16 protein-coding genes are annotated in these 16,801 nt (G+C 72.4%); 10 read left to right on the plus strand and 6 right to left on the minus strand.

What is annotated here, in order from left to right; all coding sequences use genetic code 11:
• Positions 1-88 precede the first annotated feature (88 nt).
• Entirely contained in the window at positions 89-1,039 is a 951-nt protein-coding gene (locus tag ACLF5H_RS30145) for an RluA family pseudouridine synthase (protein WP_421679165.1), read from the minus strand.
• Positions 1,040-1,086: 47 nt separating this feature from the next.
• On the opposite strand from ACLF5H_RS30145, the gene ACLF5H_RS30150 reads away from it, so the two are divergent.
• Positions 1,087-1,668 carry a GNAT family N-acetyltransferase gene (locus tag ACLF5H_RS30150; RefSeq protein ID WP_421679166.1) on the plus strand — a complete coding sequence of 194 codons (582 nt, stop codon included), beginning with the start codon at positions 1,087-1,089 and terminating at the stop codon, positions 1,666-1,668.
• A 56-nt stretch (positions 1,669-1,724) separates the two neighbouring features.
• The gene (locus tag ACLF5H_RS30155; protein ID WP_421679167.1) at positions 1,725-2,657 is read left to right on the plus strand and encodes a 5'-nucleotidase; all 933 of its coding nucleotides are present in this window, start codon (positions 1,725-1,727) and stop codon (positions 2,655-2,657) included.
• A 26-nt stretch (positions 2,658-2,683) separates the two neighbouring features.
• Here the strand turns inward: ACLF5H_RS30155 and ACLF5H_RS30160 are convergent, their stop codons facing one another.
• Positions 2,684-3,532 (minus strand): siderophore-interacting protein, encoded by an 849-nt coding sequence (locus ACLF5H_RS30160; RefSeq protein ID WP_421679168.1) that lies wholly within the window; start codon positions 3,530-3,532, stop codon positions 2,684-2,686.
• A gap of 133 nt (positions 3,533-3,665) precedes the next feature.
• Positions 3,666-4,595, minus strand: a complete 930-nt coding sequence (locus ACLF5H_RS30165) for a 5'-3' exonuclease (protein WP_421679180.1) — start codon at positions 4,593-4,595, stop codon at positions 3,666-3,668.
• Positions 4,596-4,842: 247 nt separating this feature from the next.
• On the opposite strand from ACLF5H_RS30165, the gene ACLF5H_RS30170 reads away from it, so the two are divergent.
• The 4 genes from ACLF5H_RS30170 (at position 4,843) to ACLF5H_RS30185 (ending at position 9,419) form a co-directional block, all read left to right on the plus strand.
• Complete coding sequence (locus tag ACLF5H_RS30170; protein ID WP_421679169.1) at positions 4,843-5,928, plus strand: quaternary amine ABC transporter ATP-binding protein; 1,086 nt, start codon at positions 4,843-4,845, stop codon at positions 5,926-5,928.
• A complete protein-coding gene (locus ACLF5H_RS30175) occupies positions 5,921-7,723 on the plus strand; it encodes an ABC transporter permease/substrate binding protein (protein ID WP_421679170.1) in 1,803 nt (600 codons plus the stop codon). Before ACLF5H_RS30170 ends, ACLF5H_RS30175 begins: the two co-directional genes overlap by 8 nt.
• Before the next feature lie 404 nt (positions 7,724-8,127).
• Entirely contained in the window at positions 8,128-8,700 is a 573-nt protein-coding gene (locus tag ACLF5H_RS30180) for a helix-turn-helix domain-containing protein (protein WP_421679171.1), read from the plus strand.
• On the plus strand, positions 8,697-9,419 hold the full coding sequence (locus ACLF5H_RS30185; RefSeq protein WP_421679172.1) for a helical backbone metal receptor: 723 nt from the start codon (positions 8,697-8,699) through the stop codon (positions 9,417-9,419). The genes ACLF5H_RS30180 and ACLF5H_RS30185 overlap by 4 nt, the downstream gene beginning before the upstream one ends.
• Here the strand turns inward: ACLF5H_RS30185 and ACLF5H_RS30190 are convergent.
• A complete protein-coding gene (locus ACLF5H_RS30190; protein ID WP_421679173.1) occupies positions 9,331-10,500 on the minus strand; it encodes a TDT family transporter in 1,170 nt (389 codons plus the stop codon). The two genes, ACLF5H_RS30185 and ACLF5H_RS30190, sit on opposite strands and share 89 nt — an antisense overlap.
• Before the next feature lie 71 nt (positions 10,501-10,571).
• Between ACLF5H_RS30190 and ACLF5H_RS30195 the strand changes: the two genes are divergently transcribed.
• Positions 10,572-11,507, plus strand: coding sequence for a LysR family transcriptional regulator (locus ACLF5H_RS30195; protein WP_421679174.1), 936 nt, complete (start codon positions 10,572-10,574; stop codon positions 11,505-11,507).
• Between the two features lie 52 nt (positions 11,508-11,559).
• Here ACLF5H_RS30195 and ACLF5H_RS30200 read toward each other — a convergent pair whose 3' ends face one another.
• Together ACLF5H_RS30200 and ACLF5H_RS30205 are read right to left on the minus strand one after the other, a co-directional pair.
• Positions 11,560-12,246 carry a gamma-glutamyl-gamma-aminobutyrate hydrolase family protein gene (locus tag ACLF5H_RS30200; protein WP_421679175.1) on the minus strand — a complete coding sequence of 229 codons (687 nt, stop codon included), beginning with the start codon at positions 12,244-12,246 and terminating at the stop codon, positions 11,560-11,562.
• 45 nt (positions 12,247-12,291) lie between these two features.
• Complete coding sequence (locus tag ACLF5H_RS30205; RefSeq protein ID WP_421679176.1) at positions 12,292-13,029, minus strand: FadR/GntR family transcriptional regulator; 738 nt, start codon at positions 13,027-13,029, stop codon at positions 12,292-12,294.
• A gap of 95 nt (positions 13,030-13,124) precedes the next feature.
• On the opposite strand from ACLF5H_RS30205, the gene ACLF5H_RS30210 reads away from it, so the two are divergent.
• Genes ACLF5H_RS30210 through ACLF5H_RS30220 form a run of 3 tightly spaced genes read left to right on the plus strand, consistent with a single transcriptional unit; the run spans position 13,125 to position 16,682 of the window.
• Positions 13,125-14,483 carry a glutamine synthetase family protein gene (locus ACLF5H_RS30210; RefSeq protein ID WP_421679177.1) on the plus strand — a complete coding sequence of 453 codons (1,359 nt, stop codon included), beginning with the start codon at positions 13,125-13,127 and terminating at the stop codon, positions 14,481-14,483.
• Positions 14,484-14,529: 46 nt separating this feature from the next.
• Positions 14,530-15,903: an aldehyde dehydrogenase family protein gene (locus tag ACLF5H_RS30215; RefSeq protein ID WP_421679178.1), complete on the plus strand. Its 1,374-nt coding sequence runs from the start codon at positions 14,530-14,532 to the stop codon at positions 15,901-15,903.
• Positions 15,900-16,682: a 3-oxoacyl-ACP reductase gene (locus tag ACLF5H_RS30220; protein ID WP_421679179.1), complete on the plus strand. Its 783-nt coding sequence runs from the start codon at positions 15,900-15,902 to the stop codon at positions 16,680-16,682. Before ACLF5H_RS30215 ends, ACLF5H_RS30220 begins: the two co-directional genes overlap by 4 nt.
• The last annotated feature ends 119 nt before the right edge of the window (positions 16,683-16,801 follow it).

The following is a 16,801-nucleotide window of genomic DNA, read 5'->3' on the forward strand; positions in this document are numbered from 1 at the left end:
GTGTGCTCTTCCGATCTGGCCGGGGCCCCGGCGCGGGGGCCCTGGCGGCGGCTGCTGAGCTGGTGGCGCGGCGAGTGACCGGGCCGGGTCAGCCCTGCGCCGCCCACCGGGGGTAGGAGGACCAGGCCAGCAGGGTGCGCCCGCTGGTGAAGGCGTGCTCGGCGCCGGTGACCGGATCGGTGAACTCAAGCCTCCGCGCGAGCAGTTGCAGGGGGCGGCGGAAGTCACCGGCCGGCACCGGCGGGAGCACCTCCGGGTAGAGCGGGTCGCCGAGGATGGGCACGCCGAGCGCGTTCAGATGCACCCGCAGCTGATGGGTCTGCCCGGTGCGCGGGAGCAGCCGGTAACGGCCGAGCCCGTCCCGCCGTTCCACCAGCTCCACCCGGGTCTCGGCGTTGGGCTCGCCCTCGACCTCCCGGGCCGCCTGCACCCCGCGCTCCTTCAGGATCCGGCTGCGCACGGTCCGGGGCAGGGCGAGCGCCGCGTCGTACGGCGCGACGGCCTCGTACTCCTTGGCCACCCGGCGTGCCCCGAACAGCGTCTGGTACGCGCCGCGTTCCTCGGGCCGCACCGTGAACAGCACCAGTCCGGCGGTGAGCCGGTCCAGTCGGTGCGCGGCGCTCAGCGCGGGGATGCCCAGCTCGTGCCGCAGCCGGGCCAGCGCGGTCTGGGTGACGTGCGAGCCGCGCGGGGTGGTGGCGAGGAAGTGCGGCTTGTCGGCGACGACGATGTGCTCGTCGCGGTACACCACCGGCATCGGGAACGGCACCGGCACCTCGGCGGGCAGTTCGCGGTGGAACCACACGAACATCCCCGGCCGGTACGGCGCGTCGGCCGGGACCGCCCGTCCGTCGGCGCCCACGATCCGCCCGGCCGCGAACATCGCCTCGATCACCCCGGGCCCGGCACCGGAGAGCCGTGCCACCAGATGCTCGCCGACGGTGGCCCACTCCTCGCCCGCGGGCAGCCGCACCCGCACCGGGTCGACCCCGTCGCGCTGGAGGAGCGGGGCGGGCGGGGGCGGCGTACGGCGTCTCACCTGGTCAAGGGTACGAGGATGGGGGCGACGGGTGCAGTATGTCGGTCATGCCCGATCTCACCAGCCCGGTGCTGACCGCCGGTGCCCTCGCCCGTATCGACCAGCCCGTCATCCCGACCGGGGACGGCCTGCTGCTGCGCCCCTGGCGGGCGGTGGACGCGCCCGCCGTGCACGCGGCGTTCCAGGATCCGCTGATGCACCGCTTCCACGGCAGGTCCTGTGAGTCGGAGGCGGAGGCCGCCGGGTGGATCACGCGGTGGCAGCGGGCCTGGGCGGGCGAGCGGGAGCCGCAGTGGGCGGTCGTGGCGGAGGGCACCGAGCGGCTGCTGGGCCGGGTCGCGCTGCGGCAGATCGAGCTGGCCGAGGGTATGGCCGAACTCGCCTACTGGACCGTGGCGGGGGCCCGTGGCCGCAATGTCGCGACCCGGTCGGCCGCCGCGCTGACGCACTGGGCGTTCGAGGAGATCGGCTTCCACCGGCTGGAGTTGATGCACTCCACCGCCAACGAGGCGTCCTGCCGGGTCGCCGCCAAGGCGGGCTTCGCCCCGGAGGGCACCCGGCGCAAGGCGTATCTGCACCTCGACGGCTGGCACGACATGCATCTGCACGCCCGGGTGCGCGGGGACTGAACCCGCGCGGGCGGCCGTGGGATCCCGCGGGCGACTCCGGTGTGAAGATAAGGCCCATGCCTGCCTATGACCTCGCGAACCGGCTCGTCGTCGGTGTCGCCTCCAGTGCCCTGTTCGATCTGCGCGAGTCCGACGCGGTGTTCAGGCAGCAGGGCGAGGAGGCGTACCGGGCCTACCAGGAGGAGAACCGGGACGACACGCTGCGTCCCGGGGTGGCGTTCGCGTTCATCCGCAGGCTGCTCTCGCTCAACGACCTCGGGGAGGAGGGCGATCCGCTGGTCGAGGTCATCATCCTCTCCCGCAACGACCCCGACACCGGGCTGCGGGTCATGCGCTCGATACAGGCCCATCGACTGCCCATCAGCCGGGCCGTGTTCATGCAGGGCCGGTCCCCGTACAAGTTCATGCCCGCGCTGAACATGTCGCTGTTCCTGTCGGCGAACGGCGGCGATGTGCGCGAGGCCGTCGCGGCGGGGCTGCCCGCGGGGCATGTACTGGGGGCGGCGTACCCGGACGACGCGGCGGACCGGGAGCTGCGGATCGCGTTCGACTTCGACGGGGTGCTCGCCACCGACGCGGCCGAACAGGTCTACCAGGCCGAGGGGCTGGAGGAGTTCCGGGCGCACGAGATGCGCAACGCGGCGACTCCGCACGACGCGGGGCCGCTGCGCGACTTCCTCGCCGGGGTGAACCGGATCCAGAACCGGGAGGAGGAACGGCGCAGGACGGACCCGGCGTACCAGGTGCGGGTCCATGTCTCCATCGTGACCGCGCGCAACGCCCCGGCGCACGAGCGTGCCGTGAACAGCCTCAAGCAGTGGGGCGTGCGGGTCAACGACGCGTTCTTCCTCGGCGGCATAGACAAGGGCGCCGTGATGAAGGTGCTGGACCCGCACATCTTCTTCGACGACCAGGTGACGCACCTGGAGAGCACGGCACGGACGACCCCGAGCGTGCATGTGCCGTTCGGTGAGATCAACGCGCGCTGAGGCCCGGGGGGTCGGTGCCGCGGGGCTCAGGCGGCCCGCGCGCCGTTCTCCTCCTGCTCCGCCTCGATGCGGGCGTTCCACTCGCGCTTGGAGGCCTGCCAGCCGTCCTCGTTGTGACCGAGGCGCCAGTAGCCGGAGATCGAGAGGTCCTCGCGCGGGATCCGCAGGTCGACCCGCAGCATCCGGCGCAGCTCCTTCACGAAGCCGGCCTCGCCGTGCACGAAGGCGTGCAGCCGGCCCTCGGGGAACTCCAGGGCGCGCACGGCCTCCAGCAGGGCGGTGCCGACCGGGCGGTCCCCGCGGTGCAGCCAGACGATCTCCGCGGCGGAGTCGATCTTCTGCTCCTCCTCGGGCCCGGCGACCTCCACGAAGGCATGGGCCCGAGCGTCGGGGGGCAGCGTCTCCAGGGCGCGGGCGATGGCGGGCAGCGCGCTCTCGTCACCGACGAGCAGATGCCAGTCGGCGTCCGGGTCGGGGGCGTAGGCGCCGCCGGGGCCCATGAAGCGCAGGCGGTCGCCGGGCCGGGCGCGCAGGGCCCAGGGGCCGGCCAGGCCCTCGTCGCCGTGGATCACGAAGTCCAGGGTCAGCTCGCGGTGCTCGGCGTCCCAGCCGCGCACGGTGTAGGTCCGGGTCACCGGCCACTGCTCGCGCGGGAACTCGGCGCGGATCCGCTCCAGGTCGAAGGGCTCCGGGTAGCTGACGCCCGGTGGGCCGAACAGGAGCTTCACATAGTGGTCGGTGCAGGTGTCCGCCGCGAACCCGGCGAGTTCGTCGCCGCCGAGCACCACGCGCTGCATGTGCGGGGTCAGCCGCTCGGTGCGCACCACCCGGGCGGTGTGGACCTTGCGCGGCTTTCGTTCCGGACGCTCTGCCATCACGGCCTCCTGCGAACTGAGTTAGGTATACCTAAGTTAACATCTCTCCTGGTGGCCCGATCTTCCTTTGTGATTCAACGGTCGCGCTTTGCTCGAAAATTGCCGATCTGACCGCCCGGTTTATCCGCCGTCCCTACGCGCTCAGCGTGGTCAGCAGCCGCTGGAGCGAGCCGCCCAGGCCCCATCGGGCCGCCAGCTCGTCCAGGCCCGCCGGATCGCGCGGGGCGCCCGGCAGCGCGGTGTCCACGTCCGGCAGCGGTACGTCAGCGGCCACCGCCACCACCTGCGGCGCCACCGCGACATACGGCCGCGCCTCGGTCAGCCGCTTGCGCTGCGAGGGCGTGAGCCTCGCCTTCGGGTCGTCCACGGCCGCCATGATCCCGGCCAGGTCGCCGAACTCCGCGAGCAGCTTGGCGGCCGTCTTCTCGCCGATCCCGGGCACGCCCGGCAGTCCGTCGCTCGGGTCGCCGCGCAGCAGTGCCAGGTCCGCGTACCCCCGTCCGCCGACGCCGTACTTCTCGCGCAGCACCGCCTCGTCGGTCACCTGGAGGGTGCCCACGCCCTTGAGCGGGTACAGCACCCGCACGCCCCGTCCGTCGTCCACCAGCTGGTACAGATCGCGGTCGCCGGTGACGATGTCGACCGGGCCCGCGGCGCGGGCGGTGAAGGTGCCGATCACGTCGTCCGCCTCATAGCCGGCGACCCCGACGCGGGCGATGCCGATCGCGTCCAGCACGGACTCGATGACGGGCACCTGCGGGGCGAGGGTGTCCGGCACCTCCTCCGCGTCCGGAGCGCCGGTGTGCTCCTCGGCGACCCGGTGCGCCTTGTACGTGGGGATCAGCTCGACCCGCCACTTCGGCCGCCAGTCGGCGTCCATGCAGGCCACCAGGTGGGTGGGCCGGTGGTCCTTGACCAGGCGGTCGATGAAGTCCAGCAGCCCGCGCACGGCGTTCACCGGGGTGCCGTCCGGCGCTCGCACGGAGTCGGGGACGCCGAAATAGGCGCGGAAGTACAGCGAGGCGGTGTCGAGGAGCATCAGTCGTCCGGTCACGCTTCGCATCATGCCGTACGGCACTGACAGTCACCCCTGGATCACCCTCGCGCACCCTTCGCCCTGGAACGCGTTGCGCGATACGCATCGCGGTGAGCCCGGCCACGTATCAGTTTGCCTTTGTTTGACCTGGGCAGGCGCGCCCTCGGGAGCGAAGTAGTGCGCTTTTCAACTGTCGGGGCCCCTCGGGCTCCGGCTTTCTGACCGCCGTACGGCCTTCGCCCCCTGTCCCCTGTTCCCGAGACAAGAGGTTCGCGTGCAAGCCAGGCTTGAGGCGGAGCACCTGTTCAAGGTGTTCGGCAGACGACCGGACGAAGCGGTGGAGCGCCTGAGAAAGGGCACCGACCGGGAGGAGCTGCGCGCCGACGGCACCATGGCCGCCGTGATCGACGCGTCCTTCCGTGTCGAGGCCGGCGAGATCTTCGTCGTCATGGGCCTGTCGGGCTCCGGCAAGTCCACCCTGCTGCGGATGCTCAACGGCCTGCTGGAGCCGACCGCGGGCAGCGTGCGCTTCGACGGCGAGGAGCTCACCGCCCTCGGCGACCGCGGCCTGCGCGAACTGCGCTCCCGGAAGATCAGCATGGTCTTCCAGCACTTCGCGCTGTTCCCGCACCGCAGCGTCCGCGAGAACGCCGCCTACGGCCTGGAAGTGCAGGGCGTGCCCCGCGCCGAGCGCGAACGCCGCGCCGACGAGGCGCTCGCCCTGTGCGGCCTGGCCGGCTGGGAGACGTCCTGGCCCGACGAGCTGTCCGGCGGCATGCAGCAGCGCGTCGGCCTCGCCCGCGCCCTGGCCACCGACGCCGATCTGCTGCTCATGGACGAGTCCTTCAGCGCCCTGGACCCGCTGATCCGCCGCGACATGCAGGACCAGCTCCTGGAGCTCCAGAAGACGCTGAAGAAGACCATCGTCTTCATCACCCACGACCTCAACGAGGCCATGCGCCTGGGCGACCGCATCGCCGTCATGCGCGACGGCCGCATCGTGCAGACCGGCTCCGCCGAGGACATCCTGCTGCGCCCCGAGAACGACTACGTGGCCTCCTTCATCCAGGACGTCGACCGCTCCCGGGTGCTCACCGCGGGCGCCGTCATGGACACCGAGCTGCGCGGCGACGAGGCCGACTGCGCCTGCGAGACGGCGACGCCCGACACGCCGTTCACCGAGCTGTGCGCGATCAGCGCCCGGCTGCCGCACCCGGTCGCCGTCCTGGACGCCGGCCGCACCCTCGTCGGCGTGGTGCCCCGGCAGCGCCTGGTGGGCTTCCTCGGCGACGAACAGGGCGAGCCCACCGCCTGCGACGGCTCCGGCGACGACGGGAAGAAGGTGATCGGCCGTGCCTAGGCTGCCCCTCGGTGACTGGGTCGACTCCGGTGTGAACTGGCTGGTCGGCCACCTCTCCTGGCTCTTCGACGCCATCAAGGCCGTCATGGAGGGCATGTACAACGGCATCGACGCCGTCCTCGGCGCGCCCACGCCGCTGCTGATGGCCGGCATCCTCGCCGTCCTCGCCTGGTGGCTGCGCGGACTGCTCGCCGGTGTCCTCGCCTTCGCCGGATTCGCCCTGGTCGACTCGCTCCAGCTGTGGGACCAGGCGATGTCCACGCTCGCCCTGGTCCTCGTGGCCACCGTGATCGCCCTGGTGATCTCGATCCCGCTGGGCATCTGGGCGGCCCGCTCCAAGGCGGTCGGCGCCGCCGTACGGCCCGTCCTGGACCTGCTCCAGACGATGCCCTCCATGGTCCTGCTGATCCCGGCCATGCTCTTCTTCGGGCTCGGCACCGCCGCCGGTGTCGTGGCCACCCTGATCTTCGCCCTGGCCCCCGGCGTGCGCATGACCGAACTGGGCATCCGCCAGGTCGACGCCGAACTGGTCGAGGCCGCCGAGGCGTTCGGCACCACCCCGCGGAACATCCTGTGGCGCGTCCAGCTGCCGCTCGCCCTGCCCACCATCATGGCCGGTGTCAACCAGGTGATCATGCTGGGCCTGTCCATGGTCGTCATCGCCGGCATGGTCGGCACCGGCGGCCTCGGCGGCGCCGTGAACGAGGCCATCGGCCAGCTCGACATCGGCTACGGCTTCGAGGCGGGCGTCGGCATCGTCGTCCTCGCCATCTACCTGGACCGCATCACCGGCGCCCTGGGCACCCAGCTGTCCCCGTCCGGCCGCCGCGCCGCCGCCAAGGCGCCGAAGCGCGTCTGGTCGTACCGGCCGCGTCCGGTCGTCGCCGTCGTCGGGATCGTCGTCCTCGCGCTCGCCGCGGGCGGCATCGGCGTCTTCGGCCCCAACGGCACCACCTCCGAGGCCTCCGGCACCGATGTCGGCAAGGGCAAGGAGATCAAGATCGGCTACATCCCCTGGGACGAGGGCATCGCCTCCACCTTCCTGTGGAAGGAGATCCTCCAGGAGCGCGGCTTCAAGGTCACCACCACCCAGTACGCGGCCGGTCCCCTCTACACCGGCCTCGCCACCGGGCAGATCGACTTCGAGACCGACTCCTGGCTGCCCACCACGCACGCCGAGTACTGGAAGAAGTACGGCAAGCAGCTCGACGACATCGGCAAGTGGTACGGCCCCACCTCCCTGGAGCTGTCCGTCCCCTCCTACGTGAAGGACGTCGACTCCCTGGTCGACCTCAAGGCGCACGCCTCCGAGTTCGGCGGGAAGATCGTCGGCATCGAGCCCAGCGCCGGTGAGATGAGCCTGCTCAAGACGAAGGTCCTCAAGGAGTACGGCCTCAGCGGCAGCTACCAGGTGATCGACGGCTCGACCCCGGCCATGCTCGCCGAGCTCAAGCGCGCCTACGCCCGCAAGCAGCCGGTCCTCGTCACCCTGTGGTCCCCGCACTGGGCCTACAGCAGCTACGACCTGAAGAAGCTGAAGGACCCCAAGGGCGCCTGGGGCAAGGGCGACGGCGTGCACACCCTGTCCCGCAAGGGATTCGCCGGGGACAACCCGCAGGTCGCCGACTGGCTGAAGAACTTCTCCATGACCGAGAAGCAGCTCACCGGCCTGGAGGCGAAGATCCAGGGGGCCGGCAAGGGCAAGGAGCAGGACGCGGTCCGCTCCTGGCTGCGCGCGAACCCCGGCCTGGTCGACAAGTGGGCGCCGGTCTCCGGCAAGCAGGCCACGGGCTGACCCGCGAGCGGGCGGCCGGATGACCCGGCCGGCCCGGACCCGCCTTTCGAGGGGCGGACGGCACCGTACGACGATGGGGTACGGAGGCCGTCCGCCCCTCGGGGCGTTCCCAGGCCGCTCGGGGCGTTCCCGGGGTGTTCTCGGGGAAGAGGGCCCGCTTCCCCTACGGGCAGAATCCGGCCAATCACCCAGCGTGATGACTCTGGCCGGTGGGCATGTTCATCCCCGGGGAGGAAGCCGCGGGGGACCCCTTCGGGACCGCCGACGCCTGGCGCGAACGTGAGGGTAGGGGGTATTCGGTGAGACGGGGATGTGACACGCGCATGAAACCGTTTGCCGAACATGCGTAGGGTGCAGTGAAGCCATTCGAGGAACGCACACGAGCGAGGGAGGGAGCCGGAGCGATGGGCGACCACAAAGAGCAGCAGCCCGTACGGGTGGGCGCGGCGGTCCGCAGGCGTCGGCGCGCCCTGGAGTTGACCCTCGCGGTCGTCGCCGAGCGCACCGGCCTGTCCGTGCCCTTCCTCAGCCAGGTGGAGAACGACCGGGCGCGGCCCAGCAGCACCTCCCTGGAGAAGCTGGCCGACGCGCTGCGCACCACGGCCGTCGAACTCCTCGCCGCGGCGGACCCGGCGGCCACCGTCGACCTGGTGCGCGCCGAACCGCTCGCCGAGGACGACTTCACCCCCCGCACCCGCAACCTGGTCCGCGGCCACCATCAGCTGCACGCCTCCGAGTTCACCGGCGACCATGACGCGGGCCGCGAGTTCCAGCATCGCAACGACGAGTTGATGTACGTCGCCGACGGCGCCGTGGAGATCGAGGCCGAGGGCCGCGCGTACCGCCTCGGCCGCGGCGACACGCTGTATCTCACCGGCGGGGTCAGGCACCGCTGGCGGGCGACCGTGCCGGACACCCGGATCATCGTGGTGGCGGTGGCCGAGCACATCGAGGCCGTGCGGGACCGGTCCCGGTGAAACGCGTCGTCTCCCTGGTCCCCTCGCTCACCGAGGCCGTGGCCGAGACGCTGCCCGGGGCGCTCGTCGGGGCCACGGACTGGTGCAGTCATCCGGGGGAACTGGACGTCGTCCGGATCGGCGGGACCAAGAACCCCAAGGTGGAGCGGATCATCGAGCTCGCGCCCGAGGTGGTGATCGCCAACGAGGAGGAGAACCGCGTCCCGGACCTCGACGCGCTGCGCGCGGCGGGCCTCGATGTCCTGGTCACCGAGGTGCGGACCGTGCCGGACGCCTTCGGGGAGCTGGCGCGGGTGCTCGCGGCCTGCGGGGCGCCCGAGCGGCCGGGCTGGCTGCGGGAGGCCGAGACGGCGTGGCGCGCGCTGGACGAGCCGGCCGAGCGCAGGACGGCGGTCGTACCGATCTGGCGCAGGCCCTGGATGGTCGTCGGCCGGGACACCTTCGCGGGCGATGTGCTGGCCCGCCTCGGCGTCGACCATCTGTACGCGGACCATCCGGAGCGCTACCCCCGCATCCCCCTGGACGAGCTGGTGGCGGCGGCCCCGGACGTGGTCGTTCTTCCCGACGAGCCCTATCGCTTCACCGCCGAGGACGGCCCGGAGGCGTTCCCGGGCCTGGCCTGCGCGCTGGTCAGCGGGCGTGATCTGACGTGGTACGGCCCGTCGCTGGCGCGGGCGCCCCGGGTGCTGGGCGAGGCCCTGCGAGCAGCTCACCGCTGAGCAGCCCGCGCACCGTGCCGGAGGCAGCCGCGAGCCAGGCCGCCACGAGCAGCGCGTACAGCGCGACGGACAGTGTCTGGAACGCGGTGAGGGAGGTGTGCCGGGTGAGGGCGGCCGCGCCGGTGACGCAGGTGCCCACCGGGAAGGTGGCGCCCCACCAGGTCATCGCGAAGCCCATGCCCTGGCGGCGGGCCCGCACCAGATGGGCGACGGACAGCGCCAGCCACATCAGCGCGAAGCCCATCACCGGCACGCCGTACAGCACGGAGAACACGGCGAGACCGTGCGCGTAGGAGGCCGGTACGACCCCGGGCGCGGCGTTCGCGATCGAGCCGAGGGCGGTGGTGGACTGCCCGAGCGGGCCGAGGACCAGGAACAGGGTCGGGGTGAGCGCGAGCGGCAGCGGGCCCGAGGTGATCAGCCGGCCGAGGACCAGCGGCAGCATCAGCAGGGTGGCGAACAGGCTCAGTCCGAACATCGCGAGACAGGCCAGCAGCAGGGTCGCGCGGGGCTGGCCCGGCGGGAGATGCGGCACGAGCAGTGGGCCGAGCGCGGCCGACACCATCGGTGCGACCAGCGGCAGCAGCCACACCGGGGACGCCTGGGAGGGCTCGATGCGGTGCCGTACGGACATCAGGTACGGCACGGCCACGGCCGCCCACAGCCCGATCGCGGTGCCCGCCGTGTACAGCACGGTGTCCAGGGCGACGGCCGCCGGGGTGCCGAGCCAGTCGTGCCCCGCGGTCAGCGCGCCGCCGCCGACGGCCAGCAGGGCCATGGCGAGACAGCCGTAGAACGGGGCCATCGCCGGGTCGAGGAGATGGGCGCGGGCCTGGTCGCGGTGGTGGATCCAGTGCAGGGTGCGGGCCGCCAGCAGGGTCACCAGCATCAGCAGCGACAGTACCCAGACCGCCGCGAGGAGTGTGGGCAGGGCGCCCGGCAGGTCCACCGGCAGCGCGGTGCCGGCGGTGCCGACGGCGGCGGTGCCCATGACGGAGGCGTACCAGTTCGGTCCGAGGTGGCGGACCCGGGCGGCGCGGGGCGCGCGGGCGGCGGGGAGGGGTTGGGCAACGGTGACCATGGCATCAACCGTGCCCGGGGGAATGGTCCCTGACCAGGGAGTTCCCTTCTATGAGGGCATAAGCTGGTCTTATGAGTGAGACGGCGGGGCGGCCCGGAGGGCGGCGCGAGGGCACGGGGTCGTTGGCCCACCGGGTACCGGATCTGGCGGCGCTGGAACTGCTGCTCGCGGTGGCGCGGCTGGGCAGCCTCGGCGCGGCGGCGCGGGAGGTCGGGATCACCCAGCCCGCGGCGAGCAGCCGCATCCGGTCGATGGAACGGCAGCTGGGGGTCGCCCTGGTGGACCGCTCCCCGCGGGGGTCCCGGCTCACCGACGCGGGTGTGCTGGTGACGGACTGGGCGCGGCGGGTGGTGGAGGCGGCGGCGGCGTTCGACGCGGGGGCGCGGGCGCTGCGGGACCGGCGGGACTCGCGGCTGCGGGTGGCCGCGAGCATGACCATCGCCGAGTATCTGCTGCCGGGCTGGCTGCTCGCGCTGCACGCCGAGCGTCCGGACACGGCGGTGTCGCTGCTGGCCGGGAACTCGGCGAGGGTGGCGGAGCTGCTGCTGTCGGGGGAGGCGGACCTGGGGTTCGTGGAGGGGCTGTCCGTGCCCGCGGGTCTTGACGCGGTGGTGATCGGGCACGACCGGCTGATCGTGGTGACGGCGCCGGGGCATCCCTGGGCCCGGCGCCGTCGGCCGCTCTCGCCCCGGGAGCTGGGGGAGACCCCGCTGATCCTGCGGGAGCGGGGGTCGGGGACGCGGCAGGTGCTGGACGCGGCGCTCGGGGGGCTGGCCAGGCCGTTGATCGAGCTGTCGTCCACCACGGCGGTGAAGGCGTCGGCGGTGAGCGGCGCGGGCCCGTCGGTGCTCAGCGAACTGGCGGTGCGGGAGGAGCTGGCGCTGCGGCGGCTGGTGGCGGTGCCGGTGGAGGGGGTGTCGCTACGACGTGATCTGCGGGCGGTGTGGCCGAAGGGGCACCGCCCGACGGGACCGGCGCGGGATCTGCTGGCTCTGACGCGGGCGTGAGCCGGTGCGGGCCGGGGCTTTTCCGCTTGCCCGCACCCGGGTCCCGGTCTCCTCAGCTCGCCGCCGAGACCAGACCCCGCATCACCCGGGGATCCTCGCCCATCTCCGGATGCCACTGCACCCCCACCACCCACCCCCGCCCGGCCGGTAGTTCCACCGCCTCCACCGTGCCGTCCTCCGCGTACGCCGACGGCACGAGATCACGGCCGAGGCGGGACACCGACTGGTGGTGGTAGGTGGGGACCGACACCCCCTCGGGGGCGAGGGAGGCGTACAGCGTGCCCGGCACCGGCTTGACCGGGTGCGTGCCGAAGACGCCCACCACCTCCGCGTGCCCCTCCATGTGCTGGACCAGCGTCCCGCCGAGCGCCACGTTCAGCAGCTGCATGCCCCGGCAGATCCCCAGCAGCGGCGTGCCGGAGGCCAACGCGGCGTGGATCAGGGCGAGTTCCCAGGCGTCGCGGGCCGGGGCCGGCGGTCCGGTGCGGGGGTCGCGGTCGGCGCCGTAGTGCACCGGGTCCACGTCCGGGCCGCCCGCGACGACCAGGCCGTCCAGCCGGGCGACCGCCGCCGCGGCCACTTCGGGGTCGTCCGGCGGCAGCATGCAGGCGAGGCCCCCGGCCCGCTGGACCAGTCGCGGATACGCGGCCGGCAGCAGCGCGGCCTCCAGCTCCCAGACCCCCCAGCGCGTCCCGGCCTCCAGATATGTGCTCACACCGATCAGCGGTCGTCCGCCCACGCCAGCCTCCCAAAAGGTATATGAGAATACCTTTGCAGAATCCGCTTACGTCAGGAAGCCCCGCAGCAGCGCGGCCGTGCCCGCGCAGTGCTCCCGCATCATCTCCCGCGCGCCGTCGGCGTCCCCGTCGAGCACCGCCTCCACCAGCGCGGTGTGCTGCCGCTGGGAGTGCTCCAGATTGCGCACCAGCAGCGGGATGCAGTCCAGCAGCTCGTTGACCTGGGCGCGCACCGCCGCGTACTGGGCGGTCAGCGAGGGCGAGCCGCACAGCTCGGCCAGGGTCAGATGCAGCAGCGTGTCCAGGCGCCGGTAATCGGCCAGCGGCGCCTCGTGCGTCTCGGCCAGCGCCTCCCGCAGCAGCTCGGCCTGCTCGCCGGTCAGCCCGTGCGCCGCGCACAGCCCGGCCGCGCCCACCTCCAGCACCTCCCGGAACCGCAGCACGTCCTCGACGTCGACCGCCGCGATCCGCCGCCGCAGCTCGTCCTCGCCGCCGGCGTCCGCGCGGGGCCGCACGAACGTTCCGCCGTACCGCCCGCGCCGCGCCTCCACCAGGCCCTGGTCCTGGAGCACCTTCAGCACCTCGCGCAGCGTCACCCGGCTGATCCCCAGCCGCTCCGCCAACTCCCGCTCCGCCGGCAGCCGTTCGCCGCCCGGCACCAGGCCGAGCCGCACCACCTGGAGGATCTGCTCCAGGGCCTCCTCGAAGCCGTTGCCCGCCCGCACCGGCCGCAGCACCGGGGCGAGCCGGTCGCCCACCCCGTGCCACTCCGTATGAGACGACATCCGCCGTACCCCCTTCCCAAGCAATGGTTCTGAGCAATACCTTATGGCTCCCGGCCCGGCCGAAGAAGCGCGAAGGCGCCCAAGGAGGCTTTTCCGTGGCAGACCGCACAGCCCCGCTCCCCGTCGAGGAACTCCGTGCCCTCGTGGAAAGCGGTGAGATCGACACTGTCGTCCTGGCGTTCCCCGATATGCAAGGGCGCCTCCAGGGCAAGCGGTTCGCCGCCCGCTTCTTCCTCGACGACGTCCTGGAGCACGGCACCGAGGGCTGCAACTACCTGCTCGCCGTCGACACCGAGATGAACACGGTCGACGGCTACGCGATGTCCTCCTGGGAACGCGGCTACGGCGACTTCGCCATGCGCCCCGACCCCGTCACCCTGCGCCGCATCCCCTGGCACCCCGGCACCGCCCTGCTCGTCGCCGACCTCGCCTGGAGCGACGGCGCCCCGGTCGCCGCCGCCCCCCGGCAGATCCTGCGCCGCCAGCTCGACCGGCTCGCCGGACTCGGCTACACCGCCCAGGTCGGCACCGAGCTGGAGTTCATCGTCTTCAAGGACAGCTACGAGCAGGCGTGGGACGCGGGATACCGGGGGCTGACCCCGGCCAACCAGTACAACATCGACTACTCCATCCTCGGCACCGGCCGCATCGAGCCCCTGCTGCGCCGGCTGCGCAACGACATGGCGGGCGCCGGGCTCACCGTCGAGTCCGCCAAGGGCGAGTGCAATCCCGGGCAGCATGAGATCGTCTTCCGCTACGACGAGGCGCTCACCACCTGCGACCAGCACGCCCTGTACAAGACCGGCGCCAAGGAGATCGCCTCCCAGGAGGGCGTCTCGATCACCTTCATGGCCAAGTACAACGAGCGCGAGGGCAACTCCTGCCACATCCATCTCTCGCTCACCGACGCCGACGGCACCAACGTGATGGCCGGCCCCGACGGGATGTCCGAGGTGATGCGGCACTTCCTCGCCGGACAGCTCGCCGCCCTGCGTGACTTCTCCCTGCTCTACGCCCCCAACATCAACTCCTACAAGCGGTTCCAGCCCGGCTCCTTCGCGCCCACCGCCGTCGCCTGGGGCCACGACAACCGCACCTGCGCCCTGCGCGTGGTCGGCCACGGCCGCGCCACCCGCTTCGAGAACCGCCTGCCGGGCGGCGACGTCAACCCCTACCTCGCCGTCGCCGGACTGGTGGCCGCGGGCCTGTACGGCGTCGAGCAGAAACTCGAACTCCCCGAGCCCTGCCCCGGCAACGCCTACACCGCGGGCTTCGCACACGTCCCCACCTCCCTGCGCGAGGCCGCCGAGCTGTGGGAGAACAGCCCGATCGCCAAAGCCGCCTTCGGCGACGAGGTCGTGGCCCACTACAGCAACATGGCCCGCGTCGAGCTGGACGCCTTCGACGCCGCCGTCACCGACTGGGAGCTGCGCCGCTCCTTCGAACGCCTGTGAGCGCGCCCGTGTCCCCCCGCTCCGCCCGCCCGTGAAAGGTCGATCCGTGTCCGACTCCGACGAGTTGAAGATCCTCAACCCCGCCACGGAAGAGGTCCTCACCACCGTCCCCGCCGCCACCGCCGAGGACGTCGACGCCGCCGTCGTACGGGCCGTCCGCGCCCAGCGCGGATGGGCCGCGCTCGCCCCCGCCGACCGGGCCCGGCTGCTGCGCCGCTTCGCCGACACCGTCGACGCCCACCTGGAGGAACTCGCCCGCCTGGAGGTCCGCGAGGCCGGGCACACCCTCGGCAACGCCCGCTGGGAGGCCGGCAACGCCCGCGATCTGCTGGAGTACGCGGCCGGCGGCATCGAACGCCTGCTCGGCAAGCAGATCCCGGTGTCCGGCGGCTGGAACATCACCTTCCAGGAGCCCCTGGGGGTGGTCGGGGTGATCGCCCCCTGGAACTTCCCCATGCCGATCGCCGCCTGGGGCTCCTTCCCGGCCCTCGCGGCGGGCAACGCCGTCGTCCTCAAGCCCGCCGAGACCACCCCGCTCACCGCCCTGCGCCTGGCCGAACTCGCCCTGGCGGCGGGCCTGCCCGAGCACCTCTTCCAGGTGCTGCCGGGCCGCGGCCACATCGCCGGGCGGGCCCTGGTGGACCACCCCGACGTGGCCAAGATCGTGTTCACCGGGTCCACCCGCACCGGCCGCGAGATCATGGAGCGCTGCGCCCGGCTGGTCAAACCGGTCACCCTGGAACTCGGCGGCAAGAGCCCCAACATCGTCTTCGCCGACGCCGACCTGAGCACCGCCCTCGACCCGTTCTCCTTCCTGGACAACTCCGGGCAGGACTGCTGCGCCCGCACCCGGATCCTCGTCCAGGAGACGGCCCTGGACGAGGCCCGGGACTTCCTCGCCGACGCGCTCGCCGCCGTCGTCGTGGGCGACCCGGCCGACGAGAAGACCCAGATGGGCCCGCTGATCTCGGCGGCACAGCGGGAGCGCGTACGGTCGTACGTCCCCGACGGCGCCCCCGCCCTGCGCGGCAGCGCGCCCGACGGACCCGGCTTCTGGTTCCCGCCGACCGTCCTGGTGGGGGAGCGGCACGACAGCCCGGCCGCCCGCGAGGAGATCTTCGGGCCCGTCGCCGTCCTGCTCCCCTTCACCGACGAGCGGGACGCGATCCGCCTCGCCAATGACACCCCCTACGGGCTGGCCGGCTCCGTGTGGACCCGCGACCTCGGCCGCGCCCTGCGGGTCTCCGGTGGCGTGCGCGCGGGCAACCTGTCCGTCAACTCCCACTCCAGCGTCCGCTACTGGACCCCGTTCGGCGGCTACCAGCAGTCCGGCCTCGGCCGGGAACTGGGCCCCGACGCCCTGACCGCCTTCACCGAAACCAAGAACGTCTTCATCAGCACGGAGGGCCCCGCACAGTGACCGACAACAGTGTTTGCCGCCGCCTGGTCGGCCGTACCGCCGTCGTGACCGGAGCCGGCAGCGGCATCGGCCTCGCCACCGCCCGCCGCCTCGCCGCCGAGGGCGCCCATGTGGTCTGCGCCGACGTGGACGAGGTCCGCGGCAAGGCCGCCGCCGACGAGGTGGGCGGGCTCTTCGTCAAGGTCGACGTCACCGATCCCGAGGAGGTCGAGGCGTTGTTCAAGACGGCGTACGACACCTACGGCAGCGTGGACGTGGCCTTCAACAACGCCGGCATCTCCCCGCCCGACGACGACTCCATCCTGGAGACCGGGCTGGAGGCGTGGAAGCGCGTCCAGGAGGTCAACCTCACCTCCGTGTACCTGTGCTGCAAGGCCGCGATCCCCTACATGCGCCGCCAGGGCAAGGGCTCCATCATCAACACCGCGTCCTTCGTGGCCCGGATGGGCGCGGCCACCTCCCAGATCTCGTACACGGCCTCCAAGGGCGGCGTCCTCGCCATGTCCCGTGAGCTGGGCGTGCAGTTCGCGCGCGAGGGCATCCGGGTCAACGCGCTGTGCCCCGGGCCCGTCAACACCCCGCTCCTCCAGGAGCTGTTCGCCAAGGACCCGGAGCGGGCCGCGCGGCGGCTCGTGCACATCCCGGTGGGCCGGTTCGCCGAGGCCGAGGAGATCGCCGCCGCGGTCGCCTTCCTGGCCAGCGACGACTCCTCCTTCGTCAACGCCACCGACTTCCTGGTGGACGGGGGCATCGCGGGCGCGTACGTCACGCCCCTCTAGATGAGTGAGTCCGATGTGTGTGCTGGTCGCGACCATGGCGAAGGGCGCCCGTTGGTCAGTGTGTGAAGACAAACCTGGACGCCCTTCTGGCGGCACTGTACGTGTTCATCGACGACCAT

The sequence above is a fragment of the Streptomyces sp. LaBMicrA B280 genome, from assembly GCF_049222185.1.
Lineage (GTDB): Bacteria > Actinomycetota > Actinomycetes > Streptomycetales > Streptomycetaceae > Streptomyces > Streptomyces murinus.

Bases quoted from the DNA above. Each gene is read 5' to 3' on its own strand.
- ACLF5H_RS30150 (WP_421679166.1), top strand. From the start codon at position 1,087: ATGCCCGATCTCACCAGCCCGGTGCTGACCGCCGGTGCCCTCGCCCGT.
- ACLF5H_RS30155 (WP_421679167.1), top strand. From the start codon at position 1,725: ATGCCTGCCTATGACCTCGCGAACCGGCTCGTCGTCGGTGTCGCCTCC.
- ACLF5H_RS30160 (WP_421679168.1), bottom strand. From the start codon at position 3,532: ATGGCAGAGCGTCCGGAACGAAAGCCGCGCAAGGTCCACACCGCCCGG.
- ACLF5H_RS30165 (WP_421679180.1), bottom strand. From the start codon at position 4,595: ATGCGAAGCGTGACCGGACGACTGATGCTCCTCGACACCGCCTCGCTG.
- ACLF5H_RS30180 (WP_421679171.1), top strand. From the start codon at position 8,128: ATGGGCGACCACAAAGAGCAGCAGCCCGTACGGGTGGGCGCGGCGGTC.
- ACLF5H_RS30190 (WP_421679173.1), bottom strand. From the start codon at position 10,500: ATGGTCACCGTTGCCCAACCCCTCCCCGCCGCCCGCGCGCCCCGCGCC.
- ACLF5H_RS30195 (WP_421679174.1), top strand. From the start codon at position 10,572: ATGAGTGAGACGGCGGGGCGGCCCGGAGGGCGGCGCGAGGGCACGGGG.
- ACLF5H_RS30205 (WP_421679176.1), bottom strand. From the start codon at position 13,029: ATGTCGTCTCATACGGAGTGGCACGGGGTGGGCGACCGGCTCGCCCCG.